This is a genomic window from Paenibacillus wulumuqiensis, assembly GCF_000971965.1.
GTDB lineage: Bacteria > Bacillota > Bacilli > Paenibacillales > Paenibacillaceae > Saccharibacillus > Saccharibacillus wulumuqiensis.
In genome coordinates this window covers 490,618-515,841 of sequence record NZ_LAQP01000001.1, presented here as the reverse complement: position 1 = coordinate 515,841, position 25,224 = coordinate 490,618, and the positions used below count along the sequence as shown (strand labels likewise).

The window sequence follows — 25,224 nt, the reverse complement described above, 5'->3', positions numbered from 1 at the left end:
AACACTTGCTGCGAGTAGGATCAGCCTTTCAGCGCACCAGTTGTCAGGCCGCCAACCAGACGTCCCAGTCCGATTGCGAGCATGAGCAGGGAAGGCAGCAGCACCAGCACAATACCGGCCATGACCAGATTCCAGGCGGTCATCTCGGCAAATTGCAGCATGCTGATCCCGATCTGTACGGTACGCATATTCTCCGTATTCGTAATCAGCAGCGGCCACAGATACATGTTCCAGTGATTGAGGAACGAGTAGACCCCGAGCGTAGCGAGTCCCGGCATGGCGAGCGGCAGGGCAAGCGATGCGAAAATACGGATATGTCCACACCCATCAATACGCGCAGCTTCCATCAGTTCTTTGGGCAGCTGGAGGAAAAACTGACGCATCAAAAACGTACCAAACGCTGTAGCGAGAAAAGGCACGGTCAATCCGGCATAGGAATCCAGCCAGCCCCAGCTGCGTACGGTCAGATAGTTGGGAATAACAGTTACTTCCCATGGAATCATCATCGTCGCCATGAACAGCGCGAACAGCAGCTTGCGCCCTGGAAAGCGCAGAAAAGCGAATGCATAGGCTGCCATGGAAGCGGTGATCAGGTTACCGACCGTAATGATTCCACTGGTCAGAAAGCTGTTAACGATAAAACGGATAATGGGAATAGCGGTAAGTACATTGGCAAAGTTGTCCAGATTCAGGCTGGTCGGGAAAAACTTTGGCGGATATGTAGCCGATTCTGACTCGGTCATCAGTGAATTGGATAAAGCGGTCCAGAAAGGAAACAGGATCAGGATCGCAGCGGCAGCCAGAATCAGATAGGCCAGACCGGTGCGCAGGATGTTGGGTCTCACTGGTAATGCACCTTCTTTTCTCCAAATTTGAACTGGATGATCGTCAGGATCAGGATGAGTACAAAGAGTACGAGCGCCTGCGCGCTGCCTGAGCCAAACCGGAAATTAACAAAAGCGTCCTGATACAGATTGTAGACGAGCACATTCGTGCTGTTCATCGGTCCCCCTTTGGTTAATATATGGATCTGTCCAAAAGACTGAAACGCACCGATCATCGAAGTGACACTTGCAAAGAAAATCGTCGGCGAGATCAGCGGCAGGGTCAGCTGTACAAAAGTACGCATTGGCCCGGCACCATCCATTTTGGCACTCTCATAAATGTCTTCCGGTACGCCTTCCATCCCGCCGAGCAGCAGAATGAACAGAAAGCCCAGATTCATCCATACCGTCATGATCGAAATGGATATCAGCGCCCAGTTCGGATCGGTCAGCCACTGTACAGCCGGCAGTCCGGCCGCCTGCAGCAGATAGTTGAGCGTACCGAGCGTCGGGTGAAACAGCACCATCCAGATGACCGAACCGGTACTGACCGAGATCGCCAGCGGAAGCGAGAAGATAAAGCGGAACAACTTGGTTCCTCTCAGATGCGTCCGGCAGATCGCAGCCAGAATCAGTGCAAGTACAATGGAAGTAGGTACCGTGAACAGCATAAATTCAAATGTCACCCAGAGGCTGTTCAAAAAGTGACCGGAATCAAACAGTTTCTCAAAATTACGCAATCCGATAAACTTGGCGACCTCGCCACGTGGTGTGGTGGAATGGACACTCAGATACACGGACTTGATCAGCGGGTAAAACAGGAATATGCCGAACAGTAAGATAGAAGGCGCCAGGAACATCATCGCCAGTACATATTCATGCCAGCGTCTGGCCCGGCGCGGCAGACGAACTGCCGAACGAGTATGTTGAATACCGGACTTGACGGGAACCGCAGAAGACTTGTCCAAGAATCTAACCTCACTTTCATTAATCATTCATAGAACGGAAAACAGGATATTCGCCATTTTGTGCTCACCTGCTAAAGTATAAAGAGCACATGTTAACGGAAATGAGCAGGATTGTAAAAAAATTGTAAGTAAGCCATATCCCTATTTGACTGTGCCTGTTTTAGAGCTATAATATAATCAGGTATCGTCTATCCTTACATATAGAAAGAGGTGAATGCATTGGGAAATTGATGATACATGTACAATGGCTTCAAATTCAAAAATCTAATATTCGAAGGAGGTGAACCCGCTGCTGTCTGATGAAATGTTGCAGCAGACAGTGCGGGAGATACACTTGACTGACCCCTTACCCAGTTTGTGGAATTTATTTTTTGTATTCATTCTTGTTTTGTTAAATGGTTTTTTTGTTGCGGCGGAATTTGCAATGGTCAAAATTCGCAGCAGTCGTCTGGAGACGCTGGTCGATGCAGGGAATGCACGGGCGCGTTTTGCACAGTCGATCGTTAGTAACCTGGATGCCTATCTATCAGCCTGTCAGTTGGGAATCACACTGGCTTCCCTGGGACTTGGCTGGATTGGTGAACCGGCAATCGCTGGACTGATAAGGCCGATATTTGCAGCAATTGGCTGGAATAATGAAGTAGCCGTACACAGCGTATCGATTATTATCGCCTTTGTGGTAATCACGATACTGCATATTGTACTCGGTGAGCTCGCACCCAAGTCACTGGCAATCCGCAAAGCGGAAAGTGTGACATTGTGGACAGCCGGACCGATGTTCGTATTCCATAAAATCATGTATCCTTTTATCTGGATGTTGAACGGCATGGCGAATGCCCTGCTGAAGCTATTCGGAATCGCTCCGGCCTCCGAACTGGAATCCGCTCATACAGAAGAAGAGATACGCATACTCATGAAAGAAAGCAACAAGAGCGGACTGATCGATAATACCGAACTGGCGCTGGTTGATAATATATTTGAATTCGCAGATACAACCGCCCATGAGATTATGATTCCACGTACGGAGATGATCTGTCTGAGTCTGCACGCTTCTCGTGAAGAGAATCTGCAGATTGCCTTTGATGGCATGCGCACCCGTTATCCGGTATGTGATGGGGACAAGGACCATATTGTCGGTTTCCTGCATATCAAGGATCTGATGCGTTATCAGATTACAGACTCCGCAAAACTGATTCGTCCGATTATTGCTGTACCGGAATCGATCAAAATCAGCGAACTGATGAAGCTGATGCAGCGTGGCAAGACGCAGATCGCGATTTTGATTGATGAATATGGCGGTACAGCCGGTCTGGTAACACTCGAGGATATTATGGAAGAAATCGTCGGAGAAATTCAGGATGAGTTTGACCATGAACGTCCAGCGGTAGAACCTATCAATGAAATGACGTATTCCATTGATGGACTGATGCTGATCGAAGAGATCAACACTCGATTCTCGCTGGATCTGGATTCCACCGAATATGATACCATCGGCGGATGGCTGTACTCTCGCGTAGAGTCGCTGCCCCCGCAAGTAGGACAGAGCGTGGCACATGACGGGCATTTATTTGTAGTGGAAGAAACGGAGAACAAGCGGATTTCCAGAATTAAGCTGGTCATTACGCAGTTTGCTGTGACGACCAATCAGGCACTCGCCTGATCCCTCAAAAGAGCCATACCGTTTGTACAGGAGATAGCCTTATACAAGCGGCATGGCTCTTTTTTGATATTCAGCTCGGATGAGCTGCCTAATCATCTGTAAAATCAGATGCAAAAATCCCGTATTCTCGGTTGAATACGGGATTTTTATAATAATTAAGTAAAAAATAAGTAGAAGTAGAAAATGATTAGCGGCGGCGGTCCGCTTCTTCCACATCCGCATTGACTTCTTCATCCGCTTCGTCAATTTGCAGCTCGATGTCGCCTTCGCCTTTATCCTGATACACTTCAACCGCTTCACCCTGTTCGATGTGCTGGTTGCTGCCGTCAATATCGTTGGCAGCAAAAGTCTCGACACTCTCGGTAAAGTTATCGTTACTTTCCCGGCCTTCGGCCAGATCATTATAGTTGTGCACTTCACGCTGTGCACTGAGGGCAGGAGAATCGGCTACTCCGTAATCCTCAACTGCCTGCCAGGCGCCTGCATCATCAAAGCGACCTGTATTCTGCTGACGGTTCTCACCGGAACCTTTGGCTGCCGGAGTAATAATATCTTCTTCAACAGGGCGGTAGTCGCTCACACTGTCATGCGGACTCTCATCGACCAGATACGTAGTAAATGGCAGTGCCTGCAGGCGTTCAAACGGAATTTCCTTGCCGCTCACTTCGCTGACACCATATGTTCCATTTTCAATTCGTTCGAGTGCGGCATTAACTTGATCCAGCGTATTGTTCATTTGATCATCAATCGCCAGATCGCGTCCGCGTTCGAATGTCTCTGTACCGAGATCCGCGGGATGGTTATCAACAGCAGTCAGTTCACCGGTAGACATGCGCTGCGATTCGATTGTGCCGTCGTCCATACGATCTTTATCCGCTTCAAAATGGTGTTCCAGCTGCTGCTTTTCCTCCAATAAGCTGTTTTTCAATTCCTCTATTTGAGATTCCGTTAAATGTTTCATGATTACAAACTCCCTTCCGTCTTTGGCTGCATATAAGGCTGTACCCGATAGGTAATCGCCTGTTCTACCTCATTTACCCTTCTTGCGAGCGAACTAATCTTTTGCTATCTGTCTTGTTTTGGAGTGGGAGAGGGAGGAGCGGTTAACGGAAAAGCCCAGATATTCCATTAAGTATCGCTTAAGCGTAAACACTACTATTTATTTGTAAGTTGTTAATAAAAGGAAGGTTATGGTTAATACAAAAAGAGTTAATACAAAAAAGAAATGTGATTTCTGCTTATTTTATTTTTCAGCACATGTATGACCTTATGCCAAAGACGATACTCTCATGAACACATCCGGAAAGGGGAATGATGATGAAGGCGCTAACTTATCAGGGCAAACAAAAAGTGAAAGTAAAAGAGGTAGCCGATCCTACAATCCAGAAAGACGATGATATTATCGTCCGGATTACGTCGACAGCGATTTGCGGATCGGATCTGCATATTTTCAATGGTGAGATTCCAGGTATGCATGATGATTATGTTATCGGGCATGAACCGATGGGGATTGTAGAAGAGGTAGGACCGAATGTAACCCGAGTGAAAAAGGGTGACCGCGTGGTTATCCCGTTTAACGTAGCCTGTGGTGAATGCTTCTTCTGTAAAAACCAGATGGAAAGCCAATGTGACAATGCCAATGAAGAAGGACCAAAAGATACAGGTGCTTATTTCGGCTTTTCGGACACATACGGTGGATATGCAGGGGGACAGGCCGAGCTTATGCGTGTGCCTTATGCCAACTTTATTCCTTTTGTGATTCCCGCAGAATCGGAAATGCCGGATGAGCAGGTACTGTTTCTGTCTGACATCATCCCAACCGCTTACTGGAGTGTAGAAAGCGGAAATGTGAAGCCGGGAGATACGGTTATCGTACTGGGCTGTGGCCCGGTTGGATTGCTGACTCAAAAGTTTGCCTGGCAAAAAGGAGCAAAACGGGTCATCGCGGTAGACCATGTTGATTATCGTCTGGCTCATGCCAAGCGTACAAATAACGTGGAAGTCGTTAATTTCAAGGAAGTAGCGGATGTGGATCAATATCTGCTGGAGCTGACCAGCGGTGGAGCGGACGTTGTTATCGATTGTGTAGGACTGGATGCGGAGAAATCCGCGGCAGAGAAAGTTGCTACCAATCTCAAACTCCAGGGTGGCGGCCTGGGCGCCTTTAATATGGCATCCAATGTAGTACGCAAATTCGGTACGATTCAGGTGACCGGCGTATACGGACTGCGTTACAATATGTTCCCACTGGGCCATCTGTTTGAGCGGAACATCAAGCTGGCATTGGGCCAGGCACCGGCGATTCATTATCTGCCGGAACTGTTCCAGCAGGTCGTCAGCGGCAAATTCGATGCGACCGATATTATTACGCATAAAATATCGCTGAGCGATGCAGAGCGCGGATATGATATTTTCAATGACAAAAAAGAAGATTGTATCAAGGTTATTCTGCAGCCTTAAGGGATTGGCAAGCCAGGCGATGAACAGTCAGGTGCCTACGTAGGCAGCCTAATCACTTTCTTATTTCCGACACGGCATATGTATATAATACGCAGGTTCCTTTTATAACTGCTGTGGATATAACAAAAGGCAGCTCCCGATAATGGGAAGCTGCCTTTTTGGTATGCATTCAGGCGCAAATCAAATGATATGCCTATTGCCCGATTGCTACAAGATGCCCAGCTGCAAAGGAAAAGAGCTGCGTATCTTACTGGGATTAATCATTCTTTAGAATGCCCAGCCGCCCTGTTTGAATACAGGCTCCTGCTGGCCGTCTTCGGTAATGCCGTAAATATCCATTTCGCCGGAACCAATCATAAAGTCCACGTGTACCAGACTGTTGTTGAGACCGCGCTCGGTCAGCTCTTCGCGAGACAGCTCTTTGCCGCCCTGCAGGTTAAAGGCGTAGGCACTGCCGATCGCCAGGTGATTCGATGCGTTCTCGTCGAACAGCGTATTGTAGTACAGAATATTGGACATGGAGATCGGGGAGCGATGAGGGACCAGAGCCACTTCACCGAGGTAATGGGCGCCTTCATCCATTTCTACCAAATGTTCCAGCGTTTCCTGGCCTTGCTCTGCTTCCACGCCAACGATACGTCCATCTTTGAACGTCAGTTTGAAGTTATCGATAATCGTACCGCCATAGCTGAGCGGCTTGGTGCTGCTTACATAACCGTTGACATCGGTTTTTAGCGGAGCCGTGAATACTTCCTCTGTCGGCATGTTGGCGATAAAGGCATCTCCACGCTGACTGATACTGTCGGCAGCTGCCCAGATATGGCCTTTTGGCAGGCCGATGGTCAGGTCGGTGCCCGGTGCCACATAATGAAGCTGTTTGTAGGCTTTTTTATTCAAATAATCGGATTTTTCATTCAGTGTTTTCACATGTTCTTTCCATGCAGCTACGGCATCGCCGTCACCAACACGGACGGATTTGAAAATATAATCCCACATCGTGCTGATCTGTGCTTCCGGAGACTCATCCGGGAATACTTTCGCTGCCCAGGACTCGGAAGGTACAGCGACGATCGACCAGCTGAGCTTGTCGGATTGTACATATTCGCGGTATTTGGACATCACTGTGCTGGATGCTTTTTGGGAAGCGGCAATGCGCTTGGAGTCGATACCTTTGAGCAGGTCGGGATCGTCGGCTACGACATGCAGGACAGCTCCGCCGTCTACAGCCAGCTCTTCCATCTCGGCAGCGTACCATTTGGGACCGATCTCAAAAGACTCATCCGGCGCCAGTTCGTAGCGCAGACGGGTGATCTGATCATCATTCCAGTTTACTTTGACCAGAATGGCGCCAGCTTCATAGGCTTTGCGGGTCACGAGGCGTACAAATTCCGCTGCGTGGATCGGAGCATTAATAATGAAGCGTTGTCCCGGCTGGATGTTCACACCCACACGGACAGCGAGCTCAGCATATTGTTCTAGCTTTGTTTGGAAATCTGACATGAGTAATTCCTCCATTTCAACTACCTGCATAGGTGTAAGCTTCGCCTGCCGGATAATAGTTCCCGAGCAGGCGGGATCACAAACAACGATCCGCCCTATCTATTCTACAGGAACCGGAGCAGGTTGAAAACTGTAAACGCTTATTTACAGCCATATCTCCAATGTATATAGTTACATATAATGTAGGCAAAGTTGGGAAATTACTGAAAATAAGCTAGAATACATGTTACTTCCCGTTGTTAAATGAGAGGAAACGTGTATATAACTATATAGCGGTTTAACCATATATTTCAGCCGGATGCAGGAGAGAGGTATCAATATGAATACAGATTGGAAAGCAGCAGAGGAAGCGCTACGCAGGATCGGGGTTAATGGCAGTGAAGATAATGAGCTCGTCGTGATATCCGGGTATGCCGATGGTCTCCGGTGTATCGGGATCGGTACGGATGCAGCGGTCTTTACTTATGATCAGTCTCCAGGTTATGCCTACAAAGTCTTCGCTCCGCAGGCGATCAGCAAGATTCCGGTGGAATTCTCCGTATATGAGAAGCTGAAGAGAGCGCCCTTTTTTCCGGTATGTTACGGACATGGAGCGAATTATCTGGTGATGAGTTACGAAGCCGGTCCTACCTTGCAAGATTGTCTGCTGCAGGGGATTGAGGTGCCGGAGCAGGTAATCCTGGATGTGGAAGCCGCAAGGAAATACGTGCGGGGTGTCGGCCTGAACCCGCGGGATATCCATCTCAAAAATGTAATTGTACAGGAAGGGCGCGCCAAGGTCATCGATGTATCCGAATATGTTCAGGAAGGAGATGACAAGCGCTGGGATCATCTGGTATGGGCTTATTATCAGTTCTACGACCGGATTGCAGGCAAAAGTATCCCTTCCTGGGTACTGGATACGATCAAAAACTGGTATTCACGGGTGGATCGGATCAATAATAACCTGAACCTGGAGGAGTTCGCCAAGCGGGTTGGAGAACTATTCTCCAAATATATGAAATGAAAAATATATAAAATGATTATACAAGCCAAAAAGCTGCAATTCCCTCTAGGAGAATGCAGCTTTTGTTGTGTCGGCAGTAATCTGCCGGTCGGTCTGTATGGTGTATGCGGACCGGTCCAGTATCTATAGCAGACAGACATCTATATCAAGGTCATCCGGCGAAGCCATCCGACTCGGACTGCTCTATGAGATAAAGGACGATAATTTACTATTTACACTTTGCAGAAAGCGATCATTTGCTGCAGTTCTTCAGCCATAACGGACAGATGTTTTGCGGAAGAAGCCACATCTTCCATGGTGGACAGCTGCTGTTCACTGGCAGCATTCATTTCCTGAATACCTGCAGAACCCTGCTGGGACAATGCACTCAAGTGCTCCATCGCTTCAGCAATCGAATGCGATTTGCTGCCGACGTTGAGGATTTTTTCCCGTGTGCCGCCAATTTGCTGGACGGTAGTTACCACGGACTGCTGAATGGCTTCGAAAGCTACACTCACACGCTTGCTGCTGTCGACACCGGCCTGGACATTTTCTACAGAGTCGGTAGCCTGGGCGACTGCATTCTGGCTTTCTATCTGCACATCACTGATCAGCTGTGTGATCATGGTGGATGATTCTGCGGCACTTTCGGCCAGCTTACGGATTTCTTCAGCGACTACGGCAAAGCCTTTGCCTGCTTCACCGGCACGGGCTGCTTCAATCGAAGCATTAAGTGCCAGCAGATTCGTCTGTTTGGCAATCTGCTGAATAGCGGAGGAAGCGAAGCTGATCTGTTCGGATTTATTGTTCAAACTGGTCATTACACTGAGGTTGTCGTGAATACCGGTAGATAGACGCTGGATAATACCTGTAATCTCGCGTACTTCATTCAGACCTTCATCGGCTGCATCCTGCATGGAACTGGTCAGTGTGCGGATCTGGGCACTGTTGTTCTGTACATCCTTCATCTGCTGTGCCATTTCATTCACTGAATCGGTGACATGAATAATCGTATCGGTCTGGGAAGTGAAGCCGGTGGATAGTTCACCGGATGACACGGCAATATGGGAAGACGCCTGGGCGGTCTGCACTGCACTGGCTGTCAATTCTTCGGAAGCGGCAGACAGGGTTATGGCACTTTCATCGACACTTTTGATAATTTTGCGCATGCTGCCGACCAGTACGTTAAATGCTTTGGCAACCTGTCCGATCTCATCTCTAGCATCATGTTCGGCGACAACAGTAAGATCACCTGAGGCTGCCGAAGTCATCAGCTCCTGTACATCGCGCAGCGGACGAACGATCAGACGGACGATCCAGATGCCCAGCAACAGGGAGACCAGAAGACCGGCGGCAGATACGATAATCGTTACCAGAACAGCCTGCTTGTAGCTGGCATCTGCGTCGGCTTTATTTTGCGCAGCCTCTTCCATCATATTGTCATGGATCTGATTAAGTAGATTGTTCAAGCTTAGCTGGATCTTCTCCAGATCGGCGTAGGAAGCTTTCGCCGCAGCCATATTTCCTTCGGAAACTGATTTCAATACAGCGTCACGAGTGGTGGAGAATGTTTTGGCAATTTCGACGAGCTGTACAGCCAGCGGCTGATTCTGCGCACTGAGCTGGGTTTGTCCGACAATGTCGAACTGTTTTTTCGTATCCGCAGCTGTAGCTTGAATATCGCTTATCCACTGCTGATTATTGGATGTATCTTCAGCGGTGAACAATTTGAGCAGTCTATTGGCATTGAAGCTGTAATTGATAATGATCTGGTCCATTGCGGTAATCGGCTTGATATTGTTGGAATACATATTGGTGGCTATGTCGGACATCTCTTCTGTAGAACGTACGCCATTGATGGAGATTGCAGCCAAAACAAGCAGATTGACAATAATAAGAATAATAATCTTGGTACGGACTTTCAGGTTTTTCATGAGAACAGCCTCATTTCATTGGAGTTAACAACAAGGGTAAATACTGATTTTAAATTTTGAAGCGGGACAGAGCATGCTGCAATTTCTCGGCGAGTTCGGACAGATAGCGTGCAGAGCCGGAGACTTCTTCCATCGTGGATAGCTGCTCTTCACTGGCAGCACCTGTCTGCTGGATTCCTGCAGAGCTCTGCTCGGTAATGGCACTGACATGCTCCATCGCTTCGGCGATTTTCTCGGACTGACGGGCAACTTCCTGAATCATTTCACTGGATACTACAATCTTGCCGGAAGTGGCTTCGACAGACTCGCGGATCGCTTCAAAAGCTGTATTCACACGGATGCTGCTCTGTACGCTGGCACTGATGCTGGCGGAAGATTGATTTACCTGCTCCACTGCAGCACGGCTGCTGTCTTGAATCGACTGAACCATATCGGATATTTCTTTGGAAGAATCGGCTGCACCGGTAGCCAGTTTGCGGATTTCTTCAGCGACAACAGCGAATCCGCGTCCGGCTTCTCCGGCACGGGCTGCTTCGATCGAAGCGTTCAGGGCCAGCAGGTTGGTTTGCTTGGCAATCTGCTGAATTGCAGAAGACGCCAGACCAATCTGATCGGATGTGGTGTTCAGCTGTGTCATCACGCGCAGATTTTGTTCCATATCTATGGATAATCCCTTAATCAAGCGGGTAATTTCATTCACTTCCTGCAGACCATTATGAGCAGCTGTGGTCATATGCTCGGTCAGTTTGTTAATTTCTTGACTGTTGGTGGATACATGGCCCATCTTCTCGTACATGGAGCTGACGGACTGGTTTACCTGGTTTACAGATTCAACCTGGGATTCGATGCCGGTCGACATTTCATTGGTAGCGACCGCGATATGTTCTGCTGCCTGAGCCGTCTGTTCGGCACTTGCGGTCAGTTCCTCGGAGGATGCGGACAGGGTTAGCGCACTTTCATCCACCTGGCGGATGATCGCTTTGACATTGCCGATCATGGCATTAAAGGAGTCGGTCACTACGCCAATCTCATCTCTGGACTGGTAATCGCCGATAACTGTCAGGTCGCCATCGCCGGCCATGCCCATTAGATGCTGCAGCTGATGCAGTGGGCGGGTAATCATCTGACTGATGATATAGCCGAACAGCAATGAGAGCAGGATACCGGCGGTGATCACGGAAGCCAGTATTATTTTGGACCAGTAGGCAGAAGAGCCGATTTGTTCACTCGTAGCAGCTGCTTCCTGAGTAAGCTCCTGGTTCAGGCTTCGGGTTGCTGCATTCATTTTCTCGCGGATCGGTTCAACCTTTGATGTGAACAGATCGTAGGCTGCTGTGTTATTATTTTGCAATGCAAGAGATTCTACTTGTTGAAGTAAGCTTTGGTACGTATCGAGGTTGCTTTTGTACTGATTGTACAAATCGGTCGACTTGGAAGTGAGAGCGGTGGAGCTTAAGTGTTCATACAGCTTCTCATTGGAGGCTGTCCGTTCCTGAATCGTAGCTTTCAGTACCTCATTGCGCTGTGGATCCCGGGTCAACATCAATTCCATGATCGAAGATTCGATGGTACGGTTATCAATAATGATCTGGTTGATATCCATACTGGCCAGCATATTCTGGTTGTACATCGTTTTGGCTTTATCGGCCATCATGCTGGTTGTCTGGTATCCGGTAATTCCTACAGCGGCCATAAAAACAAGTGTAGTGGCGAGCAGTACGAGAATTTTGGTTTTTACTTTTAAGTGGCGCACAGGCAGTCTCTCCTTATTGTCAAAGTAGGGGCGTTATCGCCTTAATGTAGAAGGATTCAAAAAAAAATAAGATGTTAAAGCTGTTTGTCGAAAAATGACAGCAGCGTTATAATGGATAAACCGGCATTTATTCTGGAACAAGTAGTCTGTAGATAAGCGAAAAACGAATCTGAGAGCTATTTAGCTGGTAAGTTATATGTCGGACAACTAGTTCAATTTGATTATAGTAAATTGGGCAAAATATATAATTTAGTTGAATTTTGTCGAAAATAAGGTTATTTATAGGGTAAAAAGACCTATTCGGATTATAGAATGATACAGCTGTGTATAAGGTAATAGAGAGGGGCAGGGAGTTAGACCCCGGCTTATCCCGAACCATGAATAATCAAGAAAGAAGGGTTTCATATGAAAAAAGATCTTTACATTAATGGAGTATGGACGCCTGCCCAATCGTATAAGGCACTATACTCTCCATATAGCAAAGAACAGATTGCTGAAGTGGCGGAAGCCAGTGCTGAGGAAGCCGAGCTGGCGATCGCTGCTGCTTATGCTGCCAAAGATACGATGCGCAGCATGCCTGCTCACCGCCGGGCAGCCATTTTGGAAAAGCTCGCCCAGCTGCTGCAGGAACGCAGCGAGGAAGCGGCCCGGCTGATTGCCATGGAAGGCTCCAAACCGCTGAGCGCAGCCCGCGGAGAGATTGCCCGCACGATCGAAACCTATAAATTTGCAGCAGAAGAGGCCAAACGCATTCATGGAGAGACGATTCCACTGGATGCAGCGGCTACCGGAGAAGGACGTACTGCTTACACGGTCAAAGAGCCTGTCGGTGTAGTCGGGGCGATTACCCCGTTTAATTTCCCGATGAATCTGGTCGCTCACAAAGTGGGGCCGGCGATTGCAGCCGGCAATACGGTCGTACTGAAGCCTGCCGAACAGACTCCTTTATCTTCACTGCTGCTCGCCGAATTGCTTGAAGAGGCAGGATTGCCTGCCGGAGCATTAAATGTAATTACCGGTGATGGCAAGACAGTAGGGGATGTGATCGTAACGGATGAACGAGTCAAAGCATTATCCTTTACCGGCAGTCCGGCTGTAGGCATCTCGATCCGTGCCCGGGCAGGACTCAAAAAAGTCACGTTGGAGCTTGGCTCCAATTCGGGACTTATAATAGATGAAGATACGGATATCGCCGCCATGATGGATCGGGTAGTATCCGGAGCATTCTCCAACCAGGGACAGGTATGTATCTCGGTGCAGCGCATTTATGTGCATGAGCGAATCTATGATGCATTTGTGCAGCAGTTCGTTGACAAGGCGGCCGGGCTGCGAATGGGTGATCCTCTGTCCGAAGATACCGATGTGGCGGCGATGATTGCGCCGAAGGAACAGCAGCGTGCCCTGGAATGGATTAACGAAGCGGTAGAGCAAGGCGCGATTATTGGTTATGGCGGCAAAGTGGAAAATGGACTGCTGCTGCCTACGGTACTGCTGAATGTGCAGCCGGAATCCCGGGTATCCTGCCGCGAAGTATTCGCTCCTATCGTCATGATTAACCGGGTGAATAGTATAGATGAAGCGATCGCTGCAGTGAATCAATCGGATTACGGTCTGCAGGCGGGCATCTATACCAAGCAGCTGAACACCGCTTTTCGGGCAGTACGCGAACTGGAGGTAGGCGGCGTAATTGTAAATGATATCCCAACCTTCCGTGTCGACCATATGCCGTACGGCGGGGTCAAACAAAGCGGACTCGGACGCGAAGGAATTAAATATGCAATAGAAGAAATGATGGAAACCAAACTGGTTGTGTTCAAGTACGAAGACTGAATAACAACGATGTGAAGTGGCTGCCTGCAGGGCGGTCACTTCCTTTTTTTTAAATAAGATCATCCGGATAGCTCATAAACTGTAGTATTATATGTATATATTTTCCTGATTCTTATATAAAATGTTATCAATTATAGGTAAATAACTTTTCAAATTTGAAATATTGCGTAAATAAGTACATAAAGTCTTCTTCACGTGTAATTTTTGCGTTTTTTTTGACCGATTGTTAATAAACCATACTGCTTATGTTAGCTATTCAAGTAATTTTACACTTTTTTCTAATTTTCAGTTAAAAAACTATTTATTTTTTTTAGGAATCATGATACGCTTTCTCCCAACACCAAGAGAAATCCATTTTTTGTAAAACGAGATCAAAAATAGACTCGAAAGGTGGGATGCCTGGATCGGAGATTGTCGCTCTGTTGGTAGTGGCCCGCTATACATAGCTGGCAAAAAAGTTTATCGGCAAATGGTTGTGTCTATTGCAGAAGAATTATATTAGTGAAGGTATCAACGCTGCGCAGGCAGTATCAATTCCAAAAACCAAGTGAACAGGGGAGAATACTTTGAAAAAAACCGCTACTCTTTTACTCGCAGGAAGCTTACTTGTCGGTGCTAGCTCTTCCGTATTTGCAGCAGATACCAATGATCTGGCGCCACTGGGTGATTACACGCCCAAACTGATTAACCAGCCGACTACAATTGCTGGCGCATCCGGCGATGAGAAGGTTTGGAAATTCCTGGACAAGCAAAAACGCACACTCGTTAGCGATGGCGCAGAGTCCCAGGATGTTAAGGATCTGTTCGAAATTACCAAAAGACAGGCAGATTCCCAAACAGGTACAGACCATTATCGTCTGAACCAGGTATATCAAGGTGTTCCGGTATATGGTGCTGAACAGACACTCCATTTTGACAAATCGGGTAATGTATCCCTGTATATGGGTAAAGTCATTAACGACCTGTCCGACAAGTTGGGAGCTTCCGAAGCCGCTGCTCCTGAACAGAAAGTAACGGAAGATGTATATGCGGACGTAAAAGAAACGGCAGTTAGTGATACTTATAATCCGGTAAAACCGGAAATCAACGCTTCCGAAGCCATCAGCATCGCTCAAAAAGATGCAGCTTCCAAAGTAGGCTCACTGGGTGAAGCGCAAATCACTCCTTCGGCCAAACTGTACATTTATGCTCCAGAAGGCAAGGAAGCACGCCTGGCTTATGTGACAGAAGTCAACGTACTCGAACCGGAGCCGCTGCGTACACGTTACTTTGTGGATGCCAAGGACGGTTCCATACTGTTCCAATATGATCTGATCGAGCATGCGACAGGTACAGGTAAAGGCGTACTGGGCGACACCAAGACATTTACAGTCGGAACATCCGGTTCACGTTACGTGATGACGGATACAACACGCGGCGGTGGTATCCAGACCTATACTGCAGCCAACCGTACATCTCTGCCGGGAACGACAGTATCCAGCACATCGACAACATTTAATGATCCTGCATCGGTAGACGCTCATGCGTATGCTGCACGTGTATATGACTTCTTCAAATCCAATTTTGGACGCAACAGCATCGATGGCAGAGGAATGGCGATCCGTTCCACAACGCATTACTCCACCAACTATAACAATGCATTCTGGAACGGTTCCCAGATGGTATATGGTGATGGCGATGGTACTACATTTACCGCATTCTCCGGCGATCTGGATGTAATCGGCCATGAGCTGACTCACGGTGTAACCGAGAATACAGCCAATCTGGAATATTATGGTCAATCCGGTGCTCTAAATGAATCAATCTCCGATATGTTCGGTAACACCATCGAAGGCAAGAACTGGATGATCGGTGATGCGATCTATACACCACGCGTATCCGGCGATGCGCTGCGTTACATGGATAACCCGGAGAGAGGCGATCAGCCTTCCCGCATGGACGACTTTGTCAACACATCTGATGACAATGGCGGCGTACACACGAACAGTGGTATTCCGAACAAATCGTTCTACCTGCTTGCGCAAGGCGGAACATTTGACGGTGTGAGTGTAACAGGTATCGGTCGCTCCCAGGCGATCCAGATCGTCTATCGTGCACTGAATTACTACCTGACATCCACTTCCGATTTCTCTGACTACCGTTCTGCAATGATCCAGGCTTCCACAGATCTGTATGGTGCAAGCTCTGCACAAACTACAGCCGTGAAAAAATCGCTGAGTGCTGTAGGTATCCTGTAATCATTTACTCATAACTGCATATCTCTCGGGTCCCCTTCTTGCTGGATAGCAGGGAGGGGACTTGTTTGTTCACAGGAGAAAGGCAGCCAAATTTTGGTCAATAAATGCAGTTTCCATAAAAACTATAAAAGTCACAAAACCATAAAAGCAGCATTTGAGCATTTTTAATTGAACAGAAGTTGATTAATCTAACATGGCGAGTCAAGAATAAACAGGAAATGACAAGAAAAAAAGAAATTTATTCAAAAAGTTGTTTATTTCCTTTAGGAATCATGTTATTATTTTTTCCAACAACAGGTTTTACTCCATTATTTTACTCCATTATCAGGTACATTCATTCAAGGGAGGAGAGAGGGGAAAAGCAGGCAGACTTTTCCAGGTACATAACATTCATTACGCATCATGTCTGTATGAAGAAACAATGTCTGTTATCTGTATAAGAGCAGACAAAGGAGTACATACAGCAAGCCGGGATGCCGGTTGTCTTTGATGAGGTATAGCCACCTTTAAGGTAGGCCATCATTTTTTGCAACAATAAAACCAAGTGAACAGGGGAGAATACTTTGAAAAGAACGGTTGGTCTTTTACTTGCGGGAAGTCTGCTTGTCGGTGCGAATTCTTCAGTATTTGCAGCGGGAACGAATGAATTGGCACCACTGGGTGATTACACACCAAAAATGATTGCACAAACGACAGGCATCGGTGGTGGATCAGGTGATGAGAAAGTATGGAAATTCCTCGAAAAGCAAAAGCGTTCGCTCGTCGCGAATCAAGCACAATCCGAGAATGTAAAGGAACTGTTCGAGATCACGAACCGTCAGCCGGATGCAAAGACAGGTACCGATCATTACCGTCTGACCCAGACTTACAAAGGTATTCCGGTGTATGGTGCAGAGCAGACCCTTCATTTTGATTCCACCGGCAATGTGTCTCTGTATATGGGCAAAGTGGTAGAGGATGTGTATGGCAAGCTGAATTCCTCCACTCCAAAAGTAACGGAAGATGTATATGCTGAAGCAGTCGAGCCGCTGAAAGCGAAAATCAACGAGACACGGGCTATCCGTATCGCGGAAGCGGATGCAGCTCTGCGTCTGGGCCGAATCGGTGAACCGGTAACTGCACCATCTGCCAAACTGTACATCTATGCTCCGGAAGGACAGGAAGCACGCCTTGCCTATGTAACAGAAGTCAATGTACTTGATCCTGAACCGCTGCGCACCCGCTACTTTGTAGATGCCAAAGATGGTTCCATCCTGCTGAAATACGATCTGCTCGAACACGCGACAGGTACAGGTAAAGGCGTACTGGGTGATACCAAATCCTTTACAGTAGGAACGTCCGGTTCCCGTTATGTCATGATCGACTCCACTCGTGGTGGTGGTATCCAGACGTATACAGCTGCGAACCGCTCCTCCCTGCCGGGAACGACAGTATCCAGCACATCGACAACATTTAATGATCCTGCATCGGTAGATGCTCATACGTATGCCGGTAAAGTATATGACTTCTACAAAAATAACTTTGGCCGCAACAGCCTGGATGGCAGAGGAATGGCGATTCGTTCGGTAACACATTATGGCTCGAGCTACAATAATGCATTCTGGAACGGAAGCTATATGGTGTATGGCGATGGAGATGGCAGAACATTCATCCCGATCTCCGGCGCTCTGGATGTAGTCGGTCACGAGATGACTCACGGTGTAATCGAGAAAACAGCCAATCTGGAATATATGAACCAATCCGGTGCACTGAATGAAGCGATTGCAGATATGTTTGGTAATGTAATCGAAGGTGGTACAGACTGGCTGATTGGTGAAGATGTATACACGCCTTCTGTAGCGGGGGATGCACTGCGTTCCATGTCCAACCCGAATCAGTACGGCGATCCGGACCACATGAATGAATTCAAAAATCTGCCGAATACAGAAGCTGGTGACTGGGGCGGCGTACACACGAACAGTGGTATTCCGAACAAGCAGTTCTACCTGCTGGCACAGGGCGGAAGCTTTGAAGGTGTAACTGTACAGGGACTGGGCAGATCCCAGGCGATCGGTATCGTTTATCGTGCGCTGACACTGTATCTGACATCCACTTCTGATTTCTCCGATTATCGTGCAGCGATGATCCAGGCATCGACAGACCTGTACGGTGCAAGTTCCGCACAGACTACAGCTGTCAAAAAATCCTTTGATGCCGTAGGTATTCTCTAGGAATACTGCAAAAACACAGATATTTTGAAAATGATATGATAGTCATAAAGCCTGCTCCCTTCACAGGGATGCAGGCTTTATTTGTTGACTAATGAAGAATAAATAACAAATACCCAAATAAATTTGTTGTTTTATGTCGCTTATTGTGGTGTATATATACATATAATTTTTCTTTATGAACAGAATAAATTTGTTTTAAAAGAAAATTTACAAAAAAAGCAACAAATTTGCAAAGAAAGATGTTATTATAGTCAACATGTTAAAACATTTCTCTTTGAAAACCCACAAATAAAGGAGTGGAAGACATGGAACGCGAATTAGCTTTGGAAATTGTAAGAGTAACAGAAGTAGCGGCGTTGGCTTCGGCTCCCTGGATGGGTCGCGGTGACAAGAACAGCGCAGACGAGGCAGCCACACTGGCCATGAGAGCCATGTTCGATTCGGTATCAGTAAACGGTACGGTCGTTATCGGCGAAGGGGAAATGGACGAAGCACCGATGCTGTACATCGGTGAGAAAGTGGGAAGTACAGAAGCACCTGAAGTGGATGTTGCTGTTGATCCGCTGGAAGGCACAGTCATCGTAGCAAAGGGGTTGAATAATGCGCTCTCCGTTATTGCCGTAGCCGATAAGGGTAACCTGCTGCATGCTCCCGATATGTATATGGAGAAGCTCGCGGTAGGTCCCGCACTGGTAGGCAAGCTCAGTATCGAAGACCCGGTGGATGTGACGCTGCGCAAGGCAGCCAAGGCACTGGGCAAGCGAATGGCAGATCTGACCGTGATGATTCTGGATCGGGATCGTCATGAGAGTATCATCAAGACGCTGCGCAAAACAGGCGTACGGATCAAGTTCCTCAGTGACGGCGATGTGGCCGGGGCGATGGCGCCAGCTTTCCCGGAAGCGGGGATTGATCTGTATCTCGGTTCCGGTGGAGCGCCGGAAGGCGTGCTGGCAGCTGCTGCGCTCTCCTGCCTCGGCGGTGAGCTGCAGGGCCGGCTGATGCCTGCGAATGCGGACGAATTTGAACGCTGCAAGGCCATGGGAATCGAGAATCCGTATCAGGTACTCACCATGCAGGATATGATCGGCACCGACGATGTGATTTTTGCCGCTACGGGCGTGACGCCCGGTGAGATCCTGGGTGGCGTGAGATATCTGCCGGATGATCGTGCAGAGACGCATTCCATTGTCATGCGCGCCAAAACCAAAACGATCCGTTATATCAAGTCTCTTCATTACCTGCCGAACAAGGAAGTGCTTCACAAAGTGAGACAGGTGCAGTCCTCCGGACATCCGGAAGATCGCCGTGCTGCTGCTGTGGAGTCGGCAGCCATGAAAAAGCAGCCAGTTGCTGTCAAGCAGGAACAGACGCAGTCCAGTTAAACCGCATAGGCATTTTGCAAGTCATGCTCCATCCGCAATACCTCCGTTATTGGGCAGTCCATCCTGTATGGGCTGCCTCTTTTTTTGCGTGGACTACGAAAAGGCAGCAGGCGGGCCGTTTGAAGTGATTACCAAATTGGTATAGGATAACTAATGATACCCGATGTGTATGGAAAGGATGGGGCCTGATGAATACCATACCCGACTGGGAGAGGCTGAGTAGACAGTTTTATATTAGCAATACCTCTCACCCGGAAGCGGTCTACCGCATTCCCTTTACCAAGCTGTTCACGAGAGAGGGAATGCAGGAATTGCTGGAGTATTATGCTCCTCTGCTCAAAGCGCCGGATACCCAGCCTGCAGCGACTTTTCTGTGCTCATGGCTTACCGGCATTCCGCTGGCAGTGCAGTATTATCTATCCGTGGAACAGACCGGATTGAAGCTGGACCCGGCACAGATGACAATGGAGATGTATATGAGCGGTCCGTACTGCCAGTTTTCATTTCAAATGGAAGAACTGGGGATGGAGCAGCTGCCTGCATCCTGCTCTGTCGATCAGCGCATAACCTTCCGTGACCAGCATCTGCATGCGGTATACAGTGATATTCTGCGCCCGCTTGTAGAGCAGATGGCCGACCTGTGCGGCGATCATGCCCGGATGTACTGGAGACAGATGCCAGCCAGATTCCACTATTATACCGATCAATGGAAAAAGGGGATAACGGACGAGTCGATCATACAAATGATCGATCGGGATCTTCATTATGTAGTGAGCGGAATGCCGGCGGAGGTCTTCGGATTGTCCCGTAATCCGCTGCATGTGCCGCCACGGCATACGCTCAATATCGATGGTACAGGCGAGACCATTTTGCGCAGTGCCTGCTGCCTGTTTCACCGAATGGAAGATGGGGAATACTGTTTTAACTGTCCCAAGATCAGCGAAGCAGCCAGGGAGGAACGGCGTCTGGCCTATCAGAGCAAGGAGGGAAATAGATGATTATTGGTGTAATATCGGATACCCATTTGTTCAGCCGACAGCTGGTGCTTCCGCAGCAGGTGTGGGATGGAATGGAAGGCGTCGATCTTATTCTGCATGCCGGAGACTTCTGTGACTGGGGCGTTCATGATCTGCTCAGCCGGATGGCTCCGGTAGAGGCGATAGCAGGCAATAACGATCCACAGAGCATTGTCGAGAAAGTCGGCCGACAAAAGATTATCGAAGTCGCCGGCAAACGGATCGGCCTCGTACACGGAGATGGTGGATTCCGCGGTAGTACCCCGGAACGGGCATTTCAGTCTTTTACAAAAGAAGATCAGCTCGATATCATCGTGTTCGGCCATTCGCATATTCCTTTTGCGGAATACAGGGAAGGGATTCTGCTGTTCAACCCCGGTTCACCGACGGACAAGCGCAGACAGTCGCAGTATTCCTATGGCAAAATATTCATCCGGCAGGACGAGATTACATTTGAGCATTATTACTTTGACAAAGAAAAGTTGAAGAATTAGGAGATGACGGATGTTCGTGGTATCTCCTGTAAGTTGTCGGGTGCATCCTCGGATGCAGTGATACCTGCTCATTTACATGCTGCGTCCCCCGGACGGTCTGGTATACTTTCCTCTGATATATCCTCTAATGAAGGAAAAGATTCTGCACATCCTATTTCGGCAGATCAGTGTCCATTATGCGGCAGGGATAATGGGTGCGCGATCACCCGGCAGCTTCCACCGGAGAGCTGCTGGTGTATGAAGGTGAATATTCCGATGAACGTTCGCACTCGCATTCCGGAAAAACAGCGCAATCAAGCCTGTATATGTCAGCGATGCGCAGGAATGAAGATGAGGGATAAATAGTAAAATACGGAACAAATAACATAGCAAAAGCAGAAAACAGCCATACTATAACCGTATGGCTGTTTGGTTTTGTCTGCGAATCCAAGATTTCTGTTTACCAAAAAGTGTCTGATCAGAAATCGTATAAACGTAGTTAGCGGATGCGATTAATTAATGAAGAAAGTAAAAATATGTATTGGAATACATAATCAACATAAATGTAAATATGTTCACCTTTATGATACTTAAATATTATATGGATAATATGTCCACAATAATGATATTGTTTACTTAAACCTGTATTGATTAATTTTAAGTAACAGGTTACAATAAAAGGAGCTGATACTCTTATGAAAAAATGGTTTACTTCTCTGCTGGCCGGTGCCGTACTCACGTCGATGATTACGATCGTACCTGCAGCCTCTGCTGCAACATCCGCTACTCCTGGTGTACAAAACACAACGATTATCGTTAAAAAAGGAGAAGTCTTTGACGGCAAAGGACAGCGTTATATCGCTGGCAGTGCACTTGGTGACGGCAGTCAAAAAGAAGGACAAAAACCAATTTTCCGTGTAGAGAACGGCGGCACGCTCAAGAATGTAGTACTCGGATATCCGGCTGCTGACGGCGTACATACATACGGAGACGCCAATCTGCAGAACATTGTCTGGGAAGATATTGGCGAGGATGCACTGACGATCAAGGAAAGTGGCAAAGTAACCCTGGATGGCGGTTCCGCAACCAATGGCGATGACAAGATGTTCCAGATTAACGCCGCATCCACATTTACCGTCAAAAACTTCAAAGGCTCCAAAGCCGGCAAGTTTATTCGCCAGCTGGGCGGCAGCAAGTTCAAGGTGGACGTGATCATCGACAGATGTGACATCTTCGATATGAAGGAAGCGATCTTCCGCACGGACAGCACAACCAGTACCGTTAAGATGACCAACACACGCTACCACAACGTAGGCGAGAAATTCATCGGTGTGAAGAATATTACCGAGAGTGGAAATACCCAGTACTAATGCCTTTTCCTTACTATATAGCTCTCCCCCAACATGCTATATAGCGTATATATAATTTGGATGCATATCCAGGGCACCGCACTTTGGCGGTGTCTTTTTTTTGCTTTTTTATCGTTCTTTAAGTTTTCCATGAACTGTTCTTAATGTTGTTCATACAAAATACATATACATATTGTTAAATACGATACAAAGGAGTATAGGCGTCAGTGAGAGATAAGGCCAATCCTTGCCATTGATGCTGTCTGACTAACTTTCGGGAGGAACCCACATGGAATCAAGAAACAACATACGATCTCGCTCAAGGATTGATATTCCGCTTATTCTCATTCTCATCCTGTCCGCGTTTCTGAATATCTGGAATATATGGGATAACGGTTCGGCGAATGCCTATTACACGGCAGCGGTGACGAGCATGCTGCAGAGCTTTCACAATTTTTTCTATGCTTCATTTGATCCGGCCGGTTATGTGACCGTAGACAAACCGCCGGTGGCGTTCTGGATTCAGACGCTGTTTGCCTCGGTGCTTGGCGTGCACGGCTGGAGTGTAACACTGCCGGCGGCTCTGGCCGGCGTTGGCTCGGTTGGACTCATTTATCTCATCGTCAAACCGACCTTCGGTCTGACCGCTGCCCGTCTGGCTGCCCTGATGATGGCAGTTACTCCGGTGGCTGTAGCCGTTCAGCGCTCTAACAATGTCGATGGTATTCTCGTCTTTACACTTCTGCTGGCGACATGGATGCTGCTCAAAGGCATTCGTCATCAGCAGACAGGCTGGATTCTGGGCGGATTTGCCATGATCGGCATTGCCTTTAATGAAAAAATGCTGCAGGCATATATGATCTTGCCTGCCGTATATCTCTTCTATGTACTGGCATACAAAGTAAACTGGAAGAAAAAATTGTCTGTACTGGCAATCGGGACGGTCATTCTGGCAGCAGTATCCGTATCCTGGGCCGTAGTGGTCGACAGCGTACCGGCCGAAGATCGTCCCTATGTGGGCAGCAGCCAGACGAATTCGGTACTGGAACTGGCATTTGGCTATAATGGGGTCAGTCGTCTGACCGGGGATATGCAGAGTCAGGGCGGACCGGGAGGAGGAGCAGCGACCCCGACCCGTTCGACAGATACAGATAGCAGTACAGCAGATGCCGGAGCAGTAGGTACAGAAGCAGGTGCTCAGATGAATCAGGGTGGTATGCCGGGAGGCGGCACGATGCAGCCACCGGGCGGAAGTGACAATGGAAATCGCATGCGCGGTGGCATGTTCAATACGGGAGATCCCGGTCCGCTGCGTCTGTTCCAGTCTTCGTTGTCCGGACAGGCGAGTCTGCTGCTGCCATTTGCCATCATTTCTCTGATTGCATTGTTCGCCGGACTGCGTAGACATACATGGCGTAAACAACAGTACCTGGAGACGGTATTCTGGCTGATGTGGTTGCTGCCGGTAGCGGGGTTCTTCAGCATCGCCGGATTTTTCCATCAATATTACCTGATTATGCTAGCTCCTCCGGTAGCTGTGCTGGCAGCGACAGGATTTGTCGCCCAGTGGAGATACTATCGTGAAGGCCAGGGCTGGCTGGCATGGCTGCTGCCTGTCAATGTAGCTGTGACGACGGCCTTCCAGCTGTTTGTGATCTACCCTTATAATGAACAGATTGGTTCGACATGGTTCTATATGGTGGCGATTGTTGGAGGTATGCTGACCGCAGCGCTGCTGATTGGAGCTAAAAGTTCCCTGCTGCGTAATGGCAAGGGCTATGTGGCTTCTGCAGCGATGACCCTGCTGCTGTTGACGCCGCTGTACTGGGCATCCTTCCCGTTTATGAACCCGTCCAGCAATATCTCTCTTCCTTATGGCGGCCCTATTACCTCCATGGGATTTGGAGGCGGCAATAACCGTATACCTGGCGGTGCAGCCGATGGGGGAGCGACCGGCCAAACGGAGCGACCGACAGACACTGCAGCAGATACAACTGCAGCTCCGGGAGCGGACAGCAGTCGTCGCAGCGGCGGAGGCGGTATGGGAGAGAATGTGAACGAGAAGCTGCTCCAGTATGTGACGGAGCATAATACAGGAGAAGAGTATCTGTTTGCCACATCCAATGCCAACTCGGCCTCGGCCTACATTATCAAGACCGGCAAAGCGGTAATGGCGATGGGCGGCTACAGCGGCAGTGACCCGATCATGACGGTGGACCGGTTAAAAGAAATGATCAGCAGCGGACAGGTGAAATACTTTCTGGTCAATGGATTTGGTGGCCGTGGCGGAGGTTCCAGCGAAGTGACAGAGTGGATTGAGCAGCATGGAACCGAAGTGCCCTCCGAAGATTGGCAGAATACAACAGAGTCCATTCCGGCCAACATGAATCCTGCCGGAGCAGCGGATACCAAGGAAGCATCCGGCACTACCGGTACTGACAATGGTATGAATCGCACCAGTGGGGGTATGGGCGGATTCGGCGGTGGTATGATGGGCAGTGGAACATTGTACGAAGTAACTCCTGAAGATATCGGTGACTGATCGGATATCAATGAATCAAGCAAAAACCTCTGCCGCTGTCCTGGATAAAACCAGGCAGCAGCAGAGGTTTTTGCATTTCATGTCGATTATTACGTTTC

The 25,224-nt window shown here is 48.3% G+C and carries 18 protein-coding genes; 12 read left to right on the top strand and 6 right to left on the bottom strand.

Annotated features, from left to right (window positions below):
- Positions 1-20: 20 nt before the first annotated feature.
- A complete protein-coding gene (locus tag WH45_RS10380) occupies positions 21-845 on the bottom strand; it encodes a carbohydrate ABC transporter permease (RefSeq protein WP_046214278.1) in 825 nt (274 codons plus the stop codon).
- Positions 842-1,819, bottom strand: a complete 978-nt coding sequence (locus tag WH45_RS10375) for a carbohydrate ABC transporter permease (RefSeq protein WP_082096686.1) — start codon at positions 1,817-1,819, stop codon at positions 842-844. The genes WH45_RS10380 and WH45_RS10375 overlap by 4 nt, the downstream gene beginning before the upstream one ends.
- Positions 1,820-2,096: 277 nt before the next feature.
- Here WH45_RS10375 and WH45_RS10370 point away from each other — a divergent pair, with 277 nt between their 5' ends.
- Entirely contained in the window at positions 2,097-3,452 is a 1,356-nt protein-coding gene (locus WH45_RS10370; RefSeq protein ID WP_046214277.1) for a hemolysin family protein, read from the top strand.
- Between the two features lie 187 nt (positions 3,453-3,639).
- On the opposite strand, the gene WH45_RS10365 is transcribed toward WH45_RS10370, so the two are convergent.
- Positions 3,640-4,413: a TraR/DksA C4-type zinc finger protein gene (locus WH45_RS10365; protein ID WP_046214276.1), complete on the bottom strand. Its 774-nt coding sequence runs from the start codon at positions 4,411-4,413 to the stop codon at positions 3,640-3,642.
- Between the two features lie 356 nt (positions 4,414-4,769).
- On the opposite strand from WH45_RS10365, the gene WH45_RS10360 reads away from it, so the two are divergent.
- Entirely contained in the window at positions 4,770-5,912 is a 1,143-nt protein-coding gene (locus WH45_RS10360) for a zinc-dependent alcohol dehydrogenase (RefSeq protein WP_046214275.1), read from the top strand.
- A gap of 267 nt (positions 5,913-6,179) precedes the next feature.
- On the opposite strand, the gene WH45_RS10355 is transcribed toward WH45_RS10360, so the two are convergent.
- Positions 6,180-7,412: an aminopeptidase gene (locus WH45_RS10355; RefSeq protein WP_046214274.1), complete on the bottom strand. Its 1,233-nt coding sequence runs from the start codon at positions 7,410-7,412 to the stop codon at positions 6,180-6,182.
- Positions 7,413-7,731: 319 nt separating this feature from the next.
- Here WH45_RS10355 and WH45_RS10350 point away from each other — a divergent pair, with 319 nt between their 5' ends.
- A complete protein-coding gene (locus WH45_RS10350) occupies positions 7,732-8,418 on the top strand; it encodes a serine/threonine protein kinase (protein WP_046214273.1) in 687 nt (228 codons plus the stop codon).
- A gap of 212 nt (positions 8,419-8,630) precedes the next feature.
- Here the strand turns inward: WH45_RS10350 and WH45_RS10345 are convergent, their stop codons facing one another.
- Both WH45_RS10345 and WH45_RS10340 read right to left on the bottom strand, forming a co-directional pair.
- Positions 8,631-10,331, bottom strand: a complete 1,701-nt coding sequence (locus tag WH45_RS10345) for a methyl-accepting chemotaxis protein (protein ID WP_046214272.1) — start codon at positions 10,329-10,331, stop codon at positions 8,631-8,633.
- 49 nt (positions 10,332-10,380) lie between these two features.
- Positions 10,381-12,084 (bottom strand): methyl-accepting chemotaxis protein, encoded by a 1,704-nt coding sequence (locus WH45_RS10340; protein WP_046214271.1) that lies wholly within the window; start codon positions 12,082-12,084, stop codon positions 10,381-10,383.
- A 405-nt stretch (positions 12,085-12,489) separates the two neighbouring features.
- Between WH45_RS10340 and WH45_RS10335 the strand changes: the two genes are divergently transcribed.
- The 9 genes from WH45_RS10335 (at position 12,490) to WH45_RS10300 (ending at position 25,126) form a co-directional block, all read left to right on the top strand.
- Positions 12,490-13,914, top strand: a complete 1,425-nt coding sequence (locus tag WH45_RS10335) for an aldehyde dehydrogenase family protein (protein WP_046214270.1) — start codon at positions 12,490-12,492, stop codon at positions 13,912-13,914.
- A gap of 566 nt (positions 13,915-14,480) precedes the next feature.
- Positions 14,481-16,151, top strand: coding sequence for a M4 family metallopeptidase (locus WH45_RS10330; RefSeq protein ID WP_046214269.1), 1,671 nt, complete (start codon positions 14,481-14,483; stop codon positions 16,149-16,151).
- Positions 16,152-16,714: 563 nt separating this feature from the next.
- Complete coding sequence (locus tag WH45_RS10325; protein WP_046214268.1) at positions 16,715-18,361, top strand: M4 family metallopeptidase; 1,647 nt, start codon at positions 16,715-16,717, stop codon at positions 18,359-18,361.
- A 305-nt stretch (positions 18,362-18,666) separates the two neighbouring features.
- Positions 18,667-19,746, top strand: a complete 1,080-nt coding sequence (gene glpX, locus WH45_RS10320; RefSeq protein ID WP_046214267.1) for a class II fructose-bisphosphatase — start codon at positions 18,667-18,669, stop codon at positions 19,744-19,746.
- 188 nt (positions 19,747-19,934) lie between these two features.
- Positions 19,935-20,744, top strand: coding sequence for a (2Fe-2S)-binding protein (locus WH45_RS10315; RefSeq protein ID WP_046214266.1), 810 nt, complete (start codon positions 19,935-19,937; stop codon positions 20,742-20,744).
- Entirely contained in the window at positions 20,741-21,256 is a 516-nt protein-coding gene (locus WH45_RS10310) for a metallophosphoesterase family protein (RefSeq protein WP_046214265.1), read from the top strand. The genes WH45_RS10315 and WH45_RS10310 overlap by 4 nt, the downstream gene beginning before the upstream one ends.
- 3 nt (positions 21,257-21,259) lie before the next feature.
- Entirely contained in the window at positions 21,260-21,601 is a 342-nt protein-coding gene (locus tag WH45_RS24220) for a cysteine-rich CWC family protein (protein ID WP_082096684.1), read from the top strand.
- Between the two features lie 377 nt (positions 21,602-21,978).
- Positions 21,979-22,605, top strand: coding sequence for a pectate lyase (locus tag WH45_RS10305; protein ID WP_235338359.1), 627 nt, complete (start codon positions 21,979-21,981; stop codon positions 22,603-22,605).
- 268 nt (positions 22,606-22,873) lie between these two features.
- A complete protein-coding gene (locus tag WH45_RS10300) occupies positions 22,874-25,126 on the top strand; it encodes an ArnT family glycosyltransferase (RefSeq protein ID WP_046214263.1) in 2,253 nt (750 codons plus the stop codon).
- Positions 25,127-25,224 lie beyond the last annotated feature (98 nt).